A 15,157-nucleotide genomic window follows, 5' to 3' on the forward strand; every position below is an offset into this window, starting at 1 on the left:
GTGCGTCGCGGGCGGGCCGTCCTGGGGCGGGGTCGTCGACGGCAGCTCGTCGGCGGGGACGGTGCGCGCGTCCGTGAGCGCCGCCAGCCACAGCCGCGCGTTCGTGCGCCCGCCGCGGCGCCGGAACCCCGGCAGGCTCATCAGCTCCGCGAAGTCGGTCGGGTCGGAGGTCGCCGCCTCCACGATCGCCGCGTCCGGCAGGACCTTCCCGGGCGCGCGGTCGAGCTTGCGCGCCAAGGCGTCCCGGGCCTCCCACACCGCGCGCACGCGGCCGAGGGCCTTGGCGCCGCGGACCTTGTGGATGCCGCTGGTGCGCCGCCACGGCTCCTTGCGGGGCTTGGGCGGGCCCGCGGTGCGCACGTGCTCGAACTCGGCCTCGGCCCAGGCGGACTTGCCCTGCTTGGCGAGTTCGGCGGCGAGCTTGCCGCGCAGTTCGATGAGGAGCTCGACGTCGAGGGCGGCGTACACGAGCCAGTCGTGGGGGAGCGGGCGCGAGGACCAGTCGGCCGCCGAGTGCTGCTTTTCGAGCCGGTATCCGAGGAGCTGCTCGGTGATCGAGGCGAGGCCGACCTTCTCGAAGTCGCACAGGCGCGCGGCCAGCTCGGTGTCGAACAGGCGCGCGGGGTGCAGGTCGAGCTCTTCGAGGCAGGGGAGGTCCTGGCTGGCGGCGTGCAGGATCCACTCGGGGCCGGCGAGGGCGCGGCGCAGCGGCTCCAGGTCGTCGATCGGGATGGGGTCGATGAGGATCGTGCCCGAACCGGCGCGCCGCAGCTGGATGAGGTAGGCCCGGCCCGAATAGCGGAAGCCCGAGGCGCGCTCGGTGTCGATGGCGATCGGGCCCGAACCGGCTTCGAGGCGCTCGGCGGCCTCGGCGAGATCCGCGGACGTCTGGATCAGCGGGGGCATGCCTTCGCGCGGCTCGGTGAGGAGTGCGGCTTCTGGTTCGGGCTGGGGATCGGTCACCTGTTCACCGTACGGGCAGGTAACCTGCGCGCGCTACTGCCCCGCCGGGCAGGAGACCGATTTCCACCCGATAGTGGGCTAATCACCCCTTTGCTCCTCTACCGTGGACGGCCGCTCCGTTCGACCTCCCTCACAGTGCCCCTTCCGGTGCGGGCCACATCGCACTCGCCGCTGCGGGCGGACCGCGGAGGGCCGTGCAAGGATGGGCTCGTGGTCAATGCTGCTTCCTCGTCAGAGTCCCCGTTCCTCGCGGCCTGCCGCGGTGAGGAGCCCAGCCGCACCCCCGTCTGGTTCATGCGCCAGGCCGGGCGGTCCCTCCCCGAGTACAAGGAGGCCCGCGCCGGCACCTCGATGCTCGAAGCCTGCCGCACCCCCGAGCTCGTCTGCGAGATCACGATGCAGCCGGTGCGCCGCTACGGCGTCGACGCCGCGATCTTCTTCTCCGACATCGTCGTCCCCATCGCCGCCGTCGGCGTCGACATCGAGATCGTCCCCGGCGTCGGGCCCGTCGTCGCCGAGCCCTTCCGCACCGAGGCCGACGTCAAGCGCCTGCGCAACCTCGACCCGTGCGACGTCCCCTACATCACCGAGGCCATCGGCCTGCTCGGCAAGGAGCTCGGGTCGACCCCGCTCATCGGCTTCGCCGGCGCCCCGTTCACCCTCGCCTCCTACCTCATCGAGGGCGGCCCCTCCCGCGACCACGCGAAGACCAAGGCGCTCATGCGCTCCCAGCCAGAGGTCTGGCACGCCATCGCCTCCCGCCTCGCCGCCATCTGCGGCGAGTTCCTCCGCGTCCAGGTCGAGGCCGGCGCGAAGGCCGTGCAGCTCTTCGACTCCTGGGCCGGGGCCCTCTCCGAGGCCGACTACCGCAAGTTCGCCCTGCCGCACTCCACCGCCGCGCTGGCGGGCGTCGCCCAGTCGGTGCCGCGCATCCACTTCGGCGTCGGCACCGGGCACCTCCTCGAAGCGATGTCCGAGACCGGCGCCGAGATCTCCGGCGTCGACTTCCGCATCCCGCTCGACCAGGCCGCGAAGCGCCTGCCCGGCAAGGTCCTCCAGGGGAACCTCGACCCGGCCGCGATCCTCTCCGACGAGGCCCCGCTGCTCGCCGAGACCGACGCCGTCGTCGCCGCGGGCAAGGCCGCGAAGGCCCACATCTTCAACCTCGGGCACGGCGTCCTCCCCGACTCCGACCCGGAGAAGCTGAAGCTCGTCGTCGACCGCGTGCACGAAACCACGACGCGATGAGCCCCATGACGCCCGCCCGCGTCACCGGGACCCCCGGGCGCACTCGGGTGCTCGTCGCGGGCGCCGGCATCACCGGCGTCGCCGCCGCGCACCGCCTGCGCGAACTCCTCGGCCCCGAGGCCGAGATCATCGTCGCCGAGCAGTCGATGCGCCTGGGCGGCAAGATCCGCACCGTCGACTTCGCCGGACGCCCGGTCGAGACCGGCGCCGAATCGCTCCTCGCCGCCCGGCCCGAGGCCCTCGACCTCGCCCGCGCGGTCGGCCTGGGCGACGCGATCGTCTACCCCGCGGCCTTGAAACCGGCGCTGAGCCTCGGCGGCGAACTCGTCGACTTCCCCGCCGGGCACATGATGGGCATCCCCGGGGACCCCGCCGACGTCGCCGCCATCGCGAACGCCAAGGAGCGCCCCGACAACGGCCTCCCCATCCTCGAAGCGGGCCAGGACATGTCCGTGGGCGAACTCGTCCGGTCGCGCCTCGGCGACGAGGTCCTCGACCGGCTCGTCTCCCCGATGCTCGCGGGCGTCTACGCCGGGGACGTCGACCGGCTCTCCGTGCGCGCCGTCATGCCCCAGCTCGCCGCCGCGCTCGAACGCCATGCGCGCCTGACCGACGCCGTCGCGGAGATCAAGAGGCCCGCCACCGGCAAACCCGTGTTCGCGACCATCGACGGCGGCCTCGACCGGCTCGTCACCGCGACCTCCGCCGCCGCCCGCGCCGAGATCCGCCTCGGCATGACCGTCCGCGAACTGCGCCCGACCGCAGACGGCTGGGAGGTCATCACCGGCCCCGTCCCCGACCCCATCAAGGTCAACGCCGACGCCGTGATCGTCGCCGTCCCCGCCTCGCCCGCCGCCGACCTGCTCCGCGCCGTCTCGCCCGAGGCCGCCGCCGCGCTCTCCGGCGTCGCCTACGCCTCGGTCGCCTTGGCCGCGTTCGCCTTCGACCAGATCGACCTCCCCGAGCGCTCGGGCTTCCTGACCCCCGCCTCCGAAGGCAAGACCGTCAAGGCCGCCACCTTCGCCTCCAAGAAATGGCCGCACCTGGGCCGCCGCCGCCAGATCGTGCGCGTCTCCATGGGCCGCCTCGGCGAGGAGGCGCTCCTCCAGTACGACGACGCGACCCTCGCCAAGACCGCCCTGCGCGAACTCGGCGAGCACCTCGGGCAGCGCCTGCCCGAACCGGTCGAGCAGCGCATCGACCGCTGGGGCGGGGCCCTCCCGCAGTACGCCCCCGGGCACAATGCCCGGGTGGCCGCCGCCCGCGAGGCGCTGGCCCGCCACCGCGGCCTCGCGATCGCCGGTGCCGCCGTCGACGGCGTCGGCATCGCCGCCTGCATCGCCTCCGGGCAGGCCGCGGCGGATAGCATCGCAGCCTCGCTGAAGCTTGCGAAGCGAGAATGGGCACAGTAGTTGTTGAAGCAGAAGTAGAAGGGCCGCACCGTGACTGAACGCCAGTCCAACAATCCCAACGCCGCGCGGATCAAGGAGCTCAACGACACCATCCGGTACACCCTGTGGTCGGTGTTCGCCGTCGAGGAGCCGATGCCGTCGATCCGGCAGGACCTCGCCGGCGACATGGAGGCGTTCTTCAAGAAGCACTGCGGGGACCACGGCGTGACCGTGCGCGGCACCTACGACCTCACCGGGATGCGCGCCGACGCCGACCTCATGATCTGGTGGCACGCCGAGTCCAGCGACGACCTCCAGAAGGCGTACTCGGACTTCCGCCGCTCCCCGCTCGGGCGCCACCTCGCCCCGGTCTGGTCGAACATGGCCCTGCACCGGCCCGCCGAGTTCAACCGCAGCCACCTCCCGGCGTTCCTCACCGAGGAGCCGCGCGGCTACGTGAGCGTCTACCCGTTCGTGCGGTCCTACGAGTGGTACCTGCTCCCCGAGGAGGAGCGGCGCGACCTGCTGCGCGAGCACGGCCAGATGGCCCGCGACTACCCCGACGTGCGCGCCAACACCGTCCCGGCGTTCTCGCTCGGCGACTACGAGTGGATCCTCGCGTTCGAGGCCGACGAGCTGCACCGGATCGTGGACCTCATGCGCGAGCTGCGGGCCTCCGGGGCGCGACGCCATGTGCGCGAGGAGATCCCGTTCTTCACCGGCAAACGCCGCTCGATCACCGACATCATCAACGACCTCCCGTAGTGGGTGAGATGGACGCTCCCGTCGGCTCCGGCCCCCTGGTGATCGCCAACTTCGTGATCATGCTCGTGGTCATCGTCGCGTTCGCGTACGCGGTGCTCGCGGTCATGGCCGCGCTCGGGCTCACCAGCTTCAGCATGTTCGAGCGCTTCCGCAAGAAGCGCGACGAGCCGGAGGACGACGGCATCGATGGCCTCTTCTTACTGGTTCTACCCGCTGCTGCTCATCGTGGCGGTGGCGCTCACGGTGGAGAGCGTGCGTCAGCTGCGGCGCCGCTGGGTCCTCGTCAAGGTCGAGGGCGCCTCCATGGAGCCCGCGCTCAAGGACGGCGACGAGGTCCTCGCCAAGCGCACCAAGCGGATCCAGACCGGTGACATCGTCGTGGTCGCGGCCCCGGACCCGGAGCTCGGCTGGGCCGAGATCCGGCGGCTCAAGGCCCCCTGGTGGATCAAGCGCGTCGCCGCCGGGCCGGGCGAGACCGCGCCCGGTTCGGCCGAGGCGGTCCCGGCCGGGCACTACTACCTGCTCGGCGACAACCCGGCGGGGGAGGACTCGCGCCGCCACGGGCCCTGCCCGGAGAAGATGATCTTCGGCACGATGGTGCGCGGTTTCTGACAGGATAGGCGATCCTAACCACCGGGCGCGGGATCCCGGTATTCGAGACGTGGCAGACTTGAGCCATGCCAGCGCTTCGTTCTCGTACTTCCACGCACGGCCGTCAGATGGCGGGTGCTCGCGCGCTGTGGCGCGCTACCGGTATGACCGATTCCGATTTCGGGAAGCCGATCGTGGCGATCGCGAACTCGTATACGCAGTTCGTGCCGGGGCACGTGCATCTCAAGGACATGGGTGACATCGTCGCGGAGTCGATCGCGGCGGCGGGCGGGGTGTCGAAGGAGTTCCATACGATCGCCGTGGACGACGGGATCGCGATGGGGCATGCGGGGATGCTGTATTCGCTGCCCAGCCGGGAGATCATCGCGGATTCGGTGGAGTACATGGTGAACGCGCATTGCGCGGATGCTCTGGTGTGCATCTCCAACTGCGACAAGATCACGCCGGGGATGCTGATGGCCGCGCTGCGGTTGAACATCCCGGTCGTGTTCGTCTCGGGCGGGCCCATGGAGGCTGGCAAGACCATCGACAACGACGGCATCGTCACCCAGAAGCTCGACCTGATCGACCCGATGATCGCCGCCGCGAACGACGACGTCTCGGACGCGCAGCTGCTCAAGATGGAGGAGGCGGCCTGTCCGACCTGCGGCTCCTGTTCGGGCATGTTCACCGCGAACTCGATGAACTGCCTGACCGAGGCCATGGGCCTGTCGCTGCCGGGCAACGGCTCCACCCTCGCCACCCACGCCTCGCGCCGCGAGCTGTTCTCCGAGGCCGGGCGCGTCGTGATGGACCTGGCGAAGCGCTACTACGAGCAGGACGACGAGTCGGTCCTGCCGCGCAACATCGCCTCCCGCGGGGCCTTCGAGAACGCGATGGCCCTCGACGTGGCCATGGGCGGCTCGACGAACACGATCCTGCACCTGCTGGCGGCGGCCCGCGAGGCCGAGCTGGACTTCAGCGTCGCCGACATCGACGCGATCTCGCGCCGCGTGCCGTGCCTGTCGAAGGTCGCCCCGAACTCGCAGAAGTACCACATGGAGGACGTCCACCGCGCCGGCGGCATCCCCGCGATCCTCGGCGAGCTGTACCGCGGGGGCCTGCTCAACGACGACGTCCACTCCATCCACGCCGACTCGCTCGACACGTGGCTTGGCAAGTGGGACATCCGCAGCGGCGCCACGGCCCCCGAGGCGATCGAGCTGTTCCACGCCGCCCCCGGCAATGTCCGCACCACGCAGGCGTTCTCGACGGCGAACCGCTGGAAGACCCTCGACACCGACGCCGAGGACGGGTGCATCCGCTCCGTGGAGCACGCGTACACCAAGGACGGCGGGCTCGCGGTCCTGTTCGGGAACCTCGCCGAGGACGGCTGCGTCGTCAAGGTCGCCGGTGTGCCCGAGGAGAACTGGACGTTCACCGGTCCGGCGCACGTCTTCGAGTCGCAGGACGACGCGGTGCAGGGCATCCTCGACAAGTCCGTGGTCGAAGGCGAGGTCGTGGTCATCCGCTACGAGGGCCCCAAGGGCGGCCCCGGCATGCAGGAGATGCTGTACCCGACCTCGTTCCTCAAGGGCCGCGGCCTGGGCCGCAAGTGCGCGCTCATCACCGACGGCCGCTTCTCCGGCGGCACTTCGGGTCTGTCGATCGGGCACGTGAGCCCCGAGGCCGCGGGCGGCGGGCTCATCGCGCTCGTGGAGACCGGCGACCTCATCGAGATCGACATCCCGAACCGCAAGCTCGAACTCAAGGTCACCGACGCGGTGCTGACCGAGCGCCGTCTGGCGCAGGAGAAGCGCGAGCAGCCCTACACGCCCGTGGACCGCGACCGGGTGGTCTCCCGCGCGCTCCAGGCGTACGCGGCGATGGCGACTCCGGCCAGTGACGGCGCGGTCCGCAAGGTGAACTAGCGCCCGTGTCGCATTAGGACATATGATCCTCGGCGGGGTCCTCCGAACGGAGGGCTCCGCCGGTGGCGTTCTCGGGGCAGAATGAAACCGCCCTCATCCCTCAGCCCCCGGAGCAGCCGCATGGCCCGCTATGTCAGCCAGTGGAACTGGTCGGACTTCAGCCAGGAGTGGTCGCAGACCGCCGCGATCAACGAGCTCAACGACGCGGTCGGCGCCGAGCGCCGGGCCAGGCGCCGCGACCTCGAATCCGTCCACAGCGCGATCGGCAAGGGCCTCAAGGAGGTCGACTCCCGCGTCGAAGCCGTCGCCGACCAGGTCGGGCTCCTCCTCACCTGGACCGACCTGCGCTTCCGACTCCTCGAACTCGACGAGAACCACGCGCGGCGCGAGATCCGCAGCGCGTTCCGCGCACTCGCCGAAGGCCGCCCCGCCCGCCTCCCCGACCTCCCGGACCTGCCCGGGTACTGGCTCCCGCCCGCCGCCGCGGCCATCCTGCCGCTGCTGCTGCGCGGCCGCCCCGGCGCGAATGCCAAGGCCCCCGCCACCGGCCTCACCACCGGGCTCGACGCCGCCCGCGGCCGGGACGCCGTCCGCGCCGAGCTGTTCAACCTCGCCGTCGGCCGCTGCTTCGGCCAGGCGGTCCTCGTCGACGCCGCGTTCCTGCGCCTCATCCACGACCCCGCCGACCTCGGCGAGTGCGACTCCGGCCTGATCGCGAACGGCTGGCGCGCCCTGTGGGAGCACGCCGCGCTCGGCGCCTTCGGCCCGCCCGCCCTCGTGCAGCTCACCGGGCGCCTGCGCGAACTGTTCGACCCCGAGAAAGTCGACGAGGCCGAGACCGCCGAATGGGACCGCGCCATCGCCGGATTCGGTGCGGCCGAAGGGAAGACGCCCACGGTCGCCGAGTCGTCCAGCGCCCTGCGCGCCCACCTCGCCGCCGAGCCCGCGCACGTCGACCTCGCCGGACTCGAACGCGCGGACGGCCGCTGGCGCCGCTACCTCGAAGAGCTCATCGAGGAACCGAGCCCCGCCGAGTACCCCATCGTCGACGAGATGGACTCCCTCGGCCTCGACGACGGCCCCGACCGCAGCCGCCCCTCCTGGGCCGAGCCCTCCGGGACCCCCGCCGCGCTCCTACGCCGCGACCTCTTCGACCCCGAGGCCCCGGTCGCCCTGCGCCGCCTGGCACTCGACCTCACCGCGCCGCTCCTGCGCGCCCGCCTCGAACACGCCCACGCGAACCTCGCGGCCCCCGAGCCCACGGTCATCGCCGTCAGGCGCCGCGGCGAGACCATCGACGTCACCGCCTCCGGCCACGCCGCCGACGCCCTCACCGGCGCCGAAGAGCGCATCGGCCGCGGCTTCTCCACCGGCGGCCCCTCGAAACCGCTGTTCACCACCATTGCGGCCGGCCTCGGCGCCCTCGCGCTCGGCCTCGCCGCCTTCGGCCAGTGGGCCCTCGCTGTCGTCGCCGCCCTCGCCGTCCTCATCCCCGTCCTCGTCTACCGCGGCGACAAGACCAAGGCCCGCAAGGAGACCGAGAAGCGCGACGAGCGCCTCGCCGACTTCCGCGCCGCCCTCTTCGCCGCCCGCGCCGACGCCGACACCGCCGACAAGGAGCACGCCGCCGCCCACCGCGCCGACCGCACCGCCCTCGAACGCCTCCTCGCCGCCCTCCCCGCACCCGCCGGAGCGACCGAGTAGTCACCCGCTGCAATCGAATGCAATACGCGAAGGGCCCCGTACCGGTGCAGCGGACCATGCGGCATCCTGTAATGCACGAGGCTTCCTACGATTGGGCCAGTGGATGACCGCAACCCCCCGTCGCGTCCGGCAGCTGCTGTCGTGGACCGCGACCGCCGCAGTCTGGTGCTCCGTGCTGACCGCGGCCATAGTCGTCGGACTCCAGACCTCCCCGGGGAGCATCGCCCCCGGCACCGCCGCCGCGCTCGGCTCCGTCGGCGCGGCCTGCGCCGGCTCCCTCATGTGGCGCGCCGCCGGACGCATCGCCGCCGGACGCCGCCCCACCTACCAGCTCATGGCCGCCGGCATCCAGACCATGGCCGCGGCCTTCGCCGCCTCCTGCTGGCTCCCCGACCCCGCCGCCGACTCCGTCGCCGGCACCGGCTTCGCCGCCTCCGTCGTCCTCTGGGCCCTCGCCCTCCTGCGCCTGCCCGACAGCGGCTGGGAGCCCCAAGCGGTCCAGCGGCGCCTCGTCGACGGCTCCTTCGTCGGCCTGTGCGCCCTCTTCTTCGCCTGGACCCTCTTCGCCCGCCCCCTGTTCGCCCAGATGCGCGGCCCCCTCGGCGAAGGCGACCTCGCCATCGTCATCCCCGGCATGATGGGCATCGTCATGCTCGGCGTCGGCTTCACCACCACCTTCCGCATCCAGCGCTGGCGCCGCCGCCACGCCTTCGCGTACGTCGCCGTCTTCGCCGTCCACTTCACCGGCCTCTCCACCTTCGTCGCCTGGCAGTGGGGCCGCCCCGAGGACCGCGTCCTGTGGTGGTCCGTCCTGTGGGTCGCCACCTGCGCGGCCCTCCTCGGCGTCACCTTCCTCGCCCGCACCCAGAAGCCCGCCCCCGTCGACAAGCCGAACTACCCCGGCGTCCACTACACCGTCATGGCCGGCGCCGGCGCCCTCGCGGCCGCCGCCGTCCTCATCAACGGCGCCACCCGAGGCACCCTCCCGCTCGACGCGACCCTCCTCGGCCTCGCCGCCGTCGGCGCCCTCGGCGCCAGACTCACCCTCACCTACTTCGACGTCCGACGCGTCACCGGCGAGGCGGCCGCCCGGCAGCGCCGCCTCTCCGCGATCGTCGGCGTCGCCTCCGACACCGTCCTCGTCCTCGACCCCGACCTCACCGTCACCTGGCACCCCGAGGACTCCGCCTGGCGGCCCGCCACCGAGGCCGGCACCTGCGTCGGCGCCTCCTTCCTCGACCTCGTCCACATCGACGACCGCCGCGGCACCGAAGAGGACCTGCGCACCCTCCTCGACGGCCTCAGCCACACCGGCCAGGTCTCCCTCAACATCCGCGTCCGCGACTCCGCCCGCCGCTGGCGCCACACCGAGACCGTCGTCACCGACCTCCGCGGCCGCCCCCAGGTGCGCGGCCTCGTCGCCCGCGTCGAGGACGTCGGCGCCCGCCGCAGCCTGGAGACCGAACTCGCCCGCATGGCGTACTCCGACCCCCTCACCGGCCTCGCCAACCGCCGCGCCCTCCTCCAGAGCCTCGAAGACGGCGTCGCCGCCGAAGAGCACCAGACCGCGCTCCTCCTGCTCGACCTCGACGGCTTCAAGAACGTCAACGACACCCGCGGCCACGACTTCGGCGACGAACTCCTCGTCGAGGTCTCCCGCCGCATCAAGGAACTCCTGCGCCCCACCGACGTCGGCGCCCGCCTCGGCGGCGACGAGTTCGCGATACTGCTGCGCGCCAGCTGGTCCGAAGCCGTCGCCACCGCCAAGGCCCTCGTCTCCCGCCTCAGCGAACCCTACGAGTTCCACGACGAGTCCACCGTCTTCGTCACCGGCTCCGTCGGCATCGCCACGGCCGCAGAAGGACTCGGCGACCCCGAACTGCTGCTGCGCAACGCCGACCTCGCCCTCCGCGCCGCCAAGCAGGCCGGCAAGAACCGCCACGCCACCTACGACGCCGAGTTCGACCGCCTCGTGCGCCGCAAGAACGAACTCAGCCAGGAGCTGCGCGGCGCCATCGGCCGCGACGAACTGCGCCTGGTCTACCAGCCCGTCTTCGACGTCACCGACCGCACCATCGTCGGCGCCGAAGCCCTCCTGCGCTGGAACCACCCCCGCCTCGGCCAGGTCAGCCCCGGCGAGTTCATCCCCGCCGCAACCGAATCCGGCCTCACCCAGGACCTCGCCGTGTGGACCGTCAACCGCGCCGCCGAGCAGCTCGCCGCCTGGCAGACCGGCGGCATCAAGGCCTGGATCTCCGTGAACGTCTCCGTCAAGGAGCTCCACACCCACCTGTTCGCCACCGAGGTCAACACCGCGCTCATCGCCGCCGGCGTCCCCGCCAAGCGCCTCGTGCTCGAAGTCACCGAGCACGACTTCTCCCACCAGATGAACACCCTCATCGCCCAGCTCGGCGCCCTGCGCGGCGCCGGCGTGCGGATCGCCTTGGACGACTTCGGATCCGGGTACTCCTCCCTCGGCCAGCTCGAACGCCTCCCCGTCGACATCATCAAGATCGACCGCGACCTCATCGCCAAGGACGACGGCGGCGTCGGCCCCCTCGCCGCCGTCACCGTCGCCCTCGGCCGCATCCTCGGCATGGAGGTCATCGCCGAAGGCGTCGAGACCGACCTCCAGCTCAACGCCATGATCGCCGCGCAGGCGCCGCTCGTGCAGGGCTACCTGCTCGCCAAGCCCATGGACCCCGACGACCTGACGCGCTGGCTCACCGAGGAGCCGCGGGCCCTCGCGTCCGAGGCGTACACCGTCCCCGAGCCCCGCGACACGCCGACCGACGTCCCGGAGTCTGAGAAAAGTTGACTCACGGGCCGGAATCGTGAATCATGGGGGGCGTGCCGCAGCAGAACTACAACCAGAACGCGACCGAGGCCTTCGCCGCCCGGCCGCTCGTCGTAGTACTTACCTAGCGCACCGTCGTTCTCCGACGGTGCGCTCGCCCCGTGCGTCTTAGCACGCGGGCGATTTTTTCTGCCCGGGGAACGACGCAGCATGTCGAACCAGCCACATCTCCCTATTGGACGAAGGACATGAGCACACCAGTGAAGGCACCCAAGCCAGGGCCGCAGGCCCCGAAGGCGGGGTCGCAGGCCGCGAACGCTCAGCCCGCGAGGCCGAAGGCACCCAGGCCCGCACCCCCGCTCGGCGCTCCCGCCGCCGCGCCGGTCCTCACCGGGGCGCAGGCCGTCGTCCGCGCCCTCGAAGAGCTCGAAGTCGAAGCGGTCTTCGGCATCCCCGGCGGCGCGATCCTCCCGGCCTACGACCCGCTCCTGGACTCCGAGAAGGTGCGCCACATCCTCGTCCGCCACGAGCAGGGCGCCGGCCACGCCGCCCAGGGCTACGCCCTCGCCACCGGCAAGGTCGGCGTGTGCATGGCCACCTCCGGCCCCGGCGCGACCAACCTGGTGACCCCGCTCGCCGACGCCCACATGGACTCGGTCCCGATCGTGGCCATCACCGGCCAGGTCGCCTCGACCGCGATCGGCACGGACGCCTTCCAGGAGGCCGACATCGTCGGCATCACCATGCCGATCACCAAGCACTCGTACCTGGTGACCACCGGCGAGGAGATCCCGCGCGTGCTCGCCGAGGCGTTCTACGTGGCCGCCTCCGGCCGGCCCGGCCCCGTCCTCGTCGACATCCCCAAGGACATCCTCAGCGGCACCGCCCCGTTCGTGTGGCCGCCCAAGATGGACCTGCCCGGGTACCGGCCCACGACGCAGCCGCACGGCAAGCAGATCCGCGAGGCCGCCGCGCTCATCGCCGACGCCAAGCGCCCCGTGCTCTACGTCGGCGGCGGCGTCGTCAAGTCCGGCGCCCACGCCGAGCTGCGCGAACTCGCCGAGCTGACCGGCGCGCCCGTCATCACCACGCTCATGGCCCGCGGCGCCTTCCCCGACTCGCACCCGCAGCACCTGGGCATGCCCGGCATGCACGGCACGGTGCCCGCGGTGCACGCGCTCCAGAAGGCCGACCTCATCGTCGCCCTGGGCGCACGCTTCGACGACCGCGTCACCGGCAAGCTCGACACGTTCGCACCCGAGGCGAAGATCGTCCACGTCGACATCGACCCGGCCGAGATCGGCAAGAACCGCGAAGTGGACGTCCCGATCGTGGGCGACTGCAAGGCCGCCGTCGCCGCCATGACCGAGGCGTACATCGACCCCGGCAAGGAGCGCCTGAAGACCTGGTGGGAGACCCTCGACGACCTGCGCGGCCGTTACCCGCTGGGCTACACCGACATCGACGACGGGCTGCTGACCCCGCAGTGGGTCATCCAGCGCCTCGGCGAGCTCGCCCCCGCCGACACCATCTGGACCGCCGGCGTGGGCCAGCACCAGATGTGGGCCTCGCAGTTCATCAAGTACGAGGCGCCGGGCACGTTCCTGAACTCCGGCGGCCTGGGCACCATGGGTTTCGCCGTCCCGGCCGCCATGGGCGCCAAGCTCGGCGAGATGGACCGCACCGTGTGGGCCGTCGACGGCGACGGGTGCTTCCAGATGACCAACCAGGAGCTGGCGACCTGCGCGATCGAGGGCATCCCGATCAAGGTCGCGGTCATCAACAACGGCAACCTCGGCATGGTCCGCCAGTGGCAGACCCTGTTCTACGGGAAGCGCTACTCGAACACGAACCTGTCGACCCACCACTCCGAGGCGTCCCCGCGCGTCCCGGACTTCGTGAAGCTCGCCGAGGCCCTCGGCTGCGTCGGCCTGCGCGCCGAGACCCCCGACGAGGTGGACGCGATCATCCAGCAGGCCAACGCGATCAACGACCGGCCCGTGGTCGTCGACTTCACCGTCGGCCCCGACGCCATGGTGTGGCCGATGGTCCCGGCCGGGGTCTCCAACGACGAGATCCTGTACGCGCGCGACGTGCGCCCGAACTTCGACGACGAGGGAGAGATCTGACATGACGACGCACACGCTCTCCGTCCTCGTCGAGAACAAGCCGGGCGTCCTCGCCCGGGTCTCCGCGCTGTTCTCCAGGCGCGGCTTCAACATCGACTCCCTCGCCGTCGGCGAGACCGAGCACCCCGGCGTCAGCCGCATCACCATCGTGGTGGACGTCGAGCCGGGCTCGCTGGAGCAGGTCACCAAGCAGCTCAACAAGCTCATCCACGTGCTGAAGATCGTGGAACTGGAAGCGGGCTCCTCCGTGCAGCGCGAACTGCTGCTGGTGAAGGTCCGCGCCGACGCCGCCACCCGCGGCCAGGTGATCGCCGCCGCCGAGCTGTTCAAGGCCCGCTCGGTCGACGTCACACCCGACACGGTCACCTTCGAGGTCACCGGGAACCACGACAAGATCGAAGCGTTCCTGGAAGTCCTGGAGCCGTTCGGGATCAAGGAGCTCGTCCAGTCGGGGACGGTCGCACTGGGGCGGGGGGCCAAGTCCATGGCCTCGCTGTCGCGCTACGTCTCACCGAATAGCCAGCAGTAACAAGGGAAGAGAAGCAAACGCATGTCCGCTGAAGTGTTCTACGACGACGACGCCGACCTGGCCATCATCCAGGGCAAGAAGGTCGCCGTCCTCGGCTACGGCTCGCAGGGCCACGCCCACTCGCTGAGCCTCCGGGACTCCGGGGTCGAGGTGGCCGTCGGCCTCCAGGAGGGCTCGAAGTCGCGTCCGAAGGCCGAGGAGGCGGGCCTGAAGGTGCTCACTCCGGCCGAGGCCGCCGCTTGGGCCGACGTCATCATGATCCTGGTCCCCGACACCGCGCAGGCCAAGCTGTACGCCGAGGAGATCGCCCCCAATCTGTCCGCCGGGAACTCGCTGTTCTTCGGCCACGGCTTCAACATCCGCTACGACCTGATCCAGGCCCCCGCGGACGTCAACGTCGCCATGGTCGCCCCGAAGGGCCCGGGCCACATGGTCCGCCGCCAGTTCGTCGACGGCAAGGGCGTCCCCGCCCTCATCGCGGTCGAGCAGGACCCGTCCGGCGACACCCAGTCCGTGGCCCTCGCCTACGCGAAGGCCATCGGCGGCACCCGCGCCGGCGTCCTGAAGACCACCTTCAAGGAGGAGACCGAGACCGACCTGTTCGGCGAGCAGGCCGTCCTCTGCGGCGGCGCCGCCGAGCTCATCAAGGCCGGCTTCGAGACCCTGGTCGAGGCGGGCTACGCCCCCGAGGCCGCTTACTTCGAGTGCCTGCACGAGCTCAAGCTCATCGTGGACATGATCTACGAGGGCGGCATCGCCAACATGTGGTACTCCGTCTCCGACACCGCCGAGTACGGCGGCCTCACCCGCGGCCCCCGCGTCGTCAACGCCGACACCAAGGCCGAGATGAAGCGCATCCTCACCGAGATCCAGGACGGCACCTTCGCCAAGGAATGGGTCGCCGAGGCCGAGAAGCGCGAGAACTACTCCAAGCTCCAGCAGGAGCAGAACGACCACCCGATCGAAGAGGTCGGCAAGAAGATGCGCGACCTCATGCCCTGGGTCCAGCGCAAGATCACGGAGACGGCGTAGCCTCGGAGTGATCCATGTGATCTGCACCGAGACCGCTTAAGTCTCAAGCGAACCGGAGGGCCGGGCGCCGCGAAGCG

General features: G+C 71.3%; 11 protein-coding genes. 10 read left to right on the top strand and 1 reads right to left on the bottom strand.

Going from position 1 to position 15,157, the window contains the following annotated elements; genetic code table 11:
• The coding region (locus tag DI269_RS04865; protein ID WP_232822622.1) for an HRDC domain-containing protein at positions 1-963 on the bottom strand (963 nt) is incomplete at its 3' end.
• Between the two features lie 210 nt (positions 964-1,173).
• Between DI269_RS04865 and hemE the strand changes: the two genes are divergently transcribed.
• The 10 genes from hemE (at position 1,174) to ilvC (ending at position 15,080) form a co-directional block, all read left to right on the top strand.
• Positions 1,174-2,211 (top strand): uroporphyrinogen decarboxylase, encoded by a 1,038-nt coding sequence (gene hemE, locus DI269_RS04870; RefSeq protein WP_198667159.1) that lies wholly within the window; start codon positions 1,174-1,176, stop codon positions 2,209-2,211.
• The gene (gene hemG, locus DI269_RS04875; protein ID WP_232822623.1) at positions 2,208-3,623 is read left to right on the top strand and encodes a protoporphyrinogen oxidase; all 1,416 of its coding nucleotides are present in this window, start codon (positions 2,208-2,210) and stop codon (positions 3,621-3,623) included. The genes hemE and hemG overlap by 4 nt, the downstream gene beginning before the upstream one ends.
• 30 nt (positions 3,624-3,653) lie before the next feature.
• Entirely contained in the window at positions 3,654-4,367 is a 714-nt protein-coding gene (gene hemQ / locus DI269_RS04880) for a hydrogen peroxide-dependent heme synthase (protein ID WP_232822624.1), read from the top strand.
• 186 nt (positions 4,368-4,553) lie between these two features.
• Entirely contained in the window at positions 4,554-4,979 is a 426-nt protein-coding gene (locus tag DI269_RS04890; RefSeq protein WP_112133993.1) for a S24/S26 family peptidase, read from the top strand.
• Between the two features lie 65 nt (positions 4,980-5,044).
• Complete coding sequence (ilvD, locus tag DI269_RS04895; protein ID WP_112133994.1) at positions 5,045-6,889, top strand: dihydroxy-acid dehydratase; 1,845 nt, start codon at positions 5,045-5,047, stop codon at positions 6,887-6,889.
• A gap of 120 nt (positions 6,890-7,009) precedes the next feature.
• The gene (locus DI269_RS04900; RefSeq protein ID WP_112133995.1) at positions 7,010-8,593 is read left to right on the top strand and encodes a hypothetical protein; all 1,584 of its coding nucleotides are present in this window, start codon (positions 7,010-7,012) and stop codon (positions 8,591-8,593) included.
• A gap of 103 nt (positions 8,594-8,696) precedes the next feature.
• Positions 8,697-11,411 (top strand): putative bifunctional diguanylate cyclase/phosphodiesterase, encoded by a 2,715-nt coding sequence (locus tag DI269_RS04905; protein ID WP_112133996.1) that lies wholly within the window; start codon positions 8,697-8,699, stop codon positions 11,409-11,411.
• A 227-nt stretch (positions 11,412-11,638) separates the two neighbouring features.
• Positions 11,639-13,519 (top strand): acetolactate synthase large subunit, encoded by a 1,881-nt coding sequence (locus tag DI269_RS04910; RefSeq protein WP_112133997.1) that lies wholly within the window; start codon positions 11,639-11,641, stop codon positions 13,517-13,519.
• Between the two features lies 1 nt (position 13,520).
• Positions 13,521-14,048 carry an acetolactate synthase small subunit gene (ilvN, locus tag DI269_RS04915; RefSeq protein WP_112133998.1) on the top strand — a complete coding sequence of 176 codons (528 nt, stop codon included), beginning with the start codon at positions 13,521-13,523 and terminating at the stop codon, positions 14,046-14,048.
• A gap of 21 nt (positions 14,049-14,069) precedes the next feature.
• A complete protein-coding gene (ilvC, locus tag DI269_RS04920; RefSeq protein WP_112133999.1) occupies positions 14,070-15,080 on the top strand; it encodes a ketol-acid reductoisomerase in 1,011 nt (336 codons plus the stop codon).
• Positions 15,081-15,157 lie beyond the last annotated feature (77 nt).

This window comes from Glycomyces dulcitolivorans (genome assembly GCF_003265355.1).
Lineage (GTDB): Bacteria > Actinomycetota > Actinomycetes > Mycobacteriales > Micromonosporaceae > Glycomyces > Glycomyces dulcitolivorans.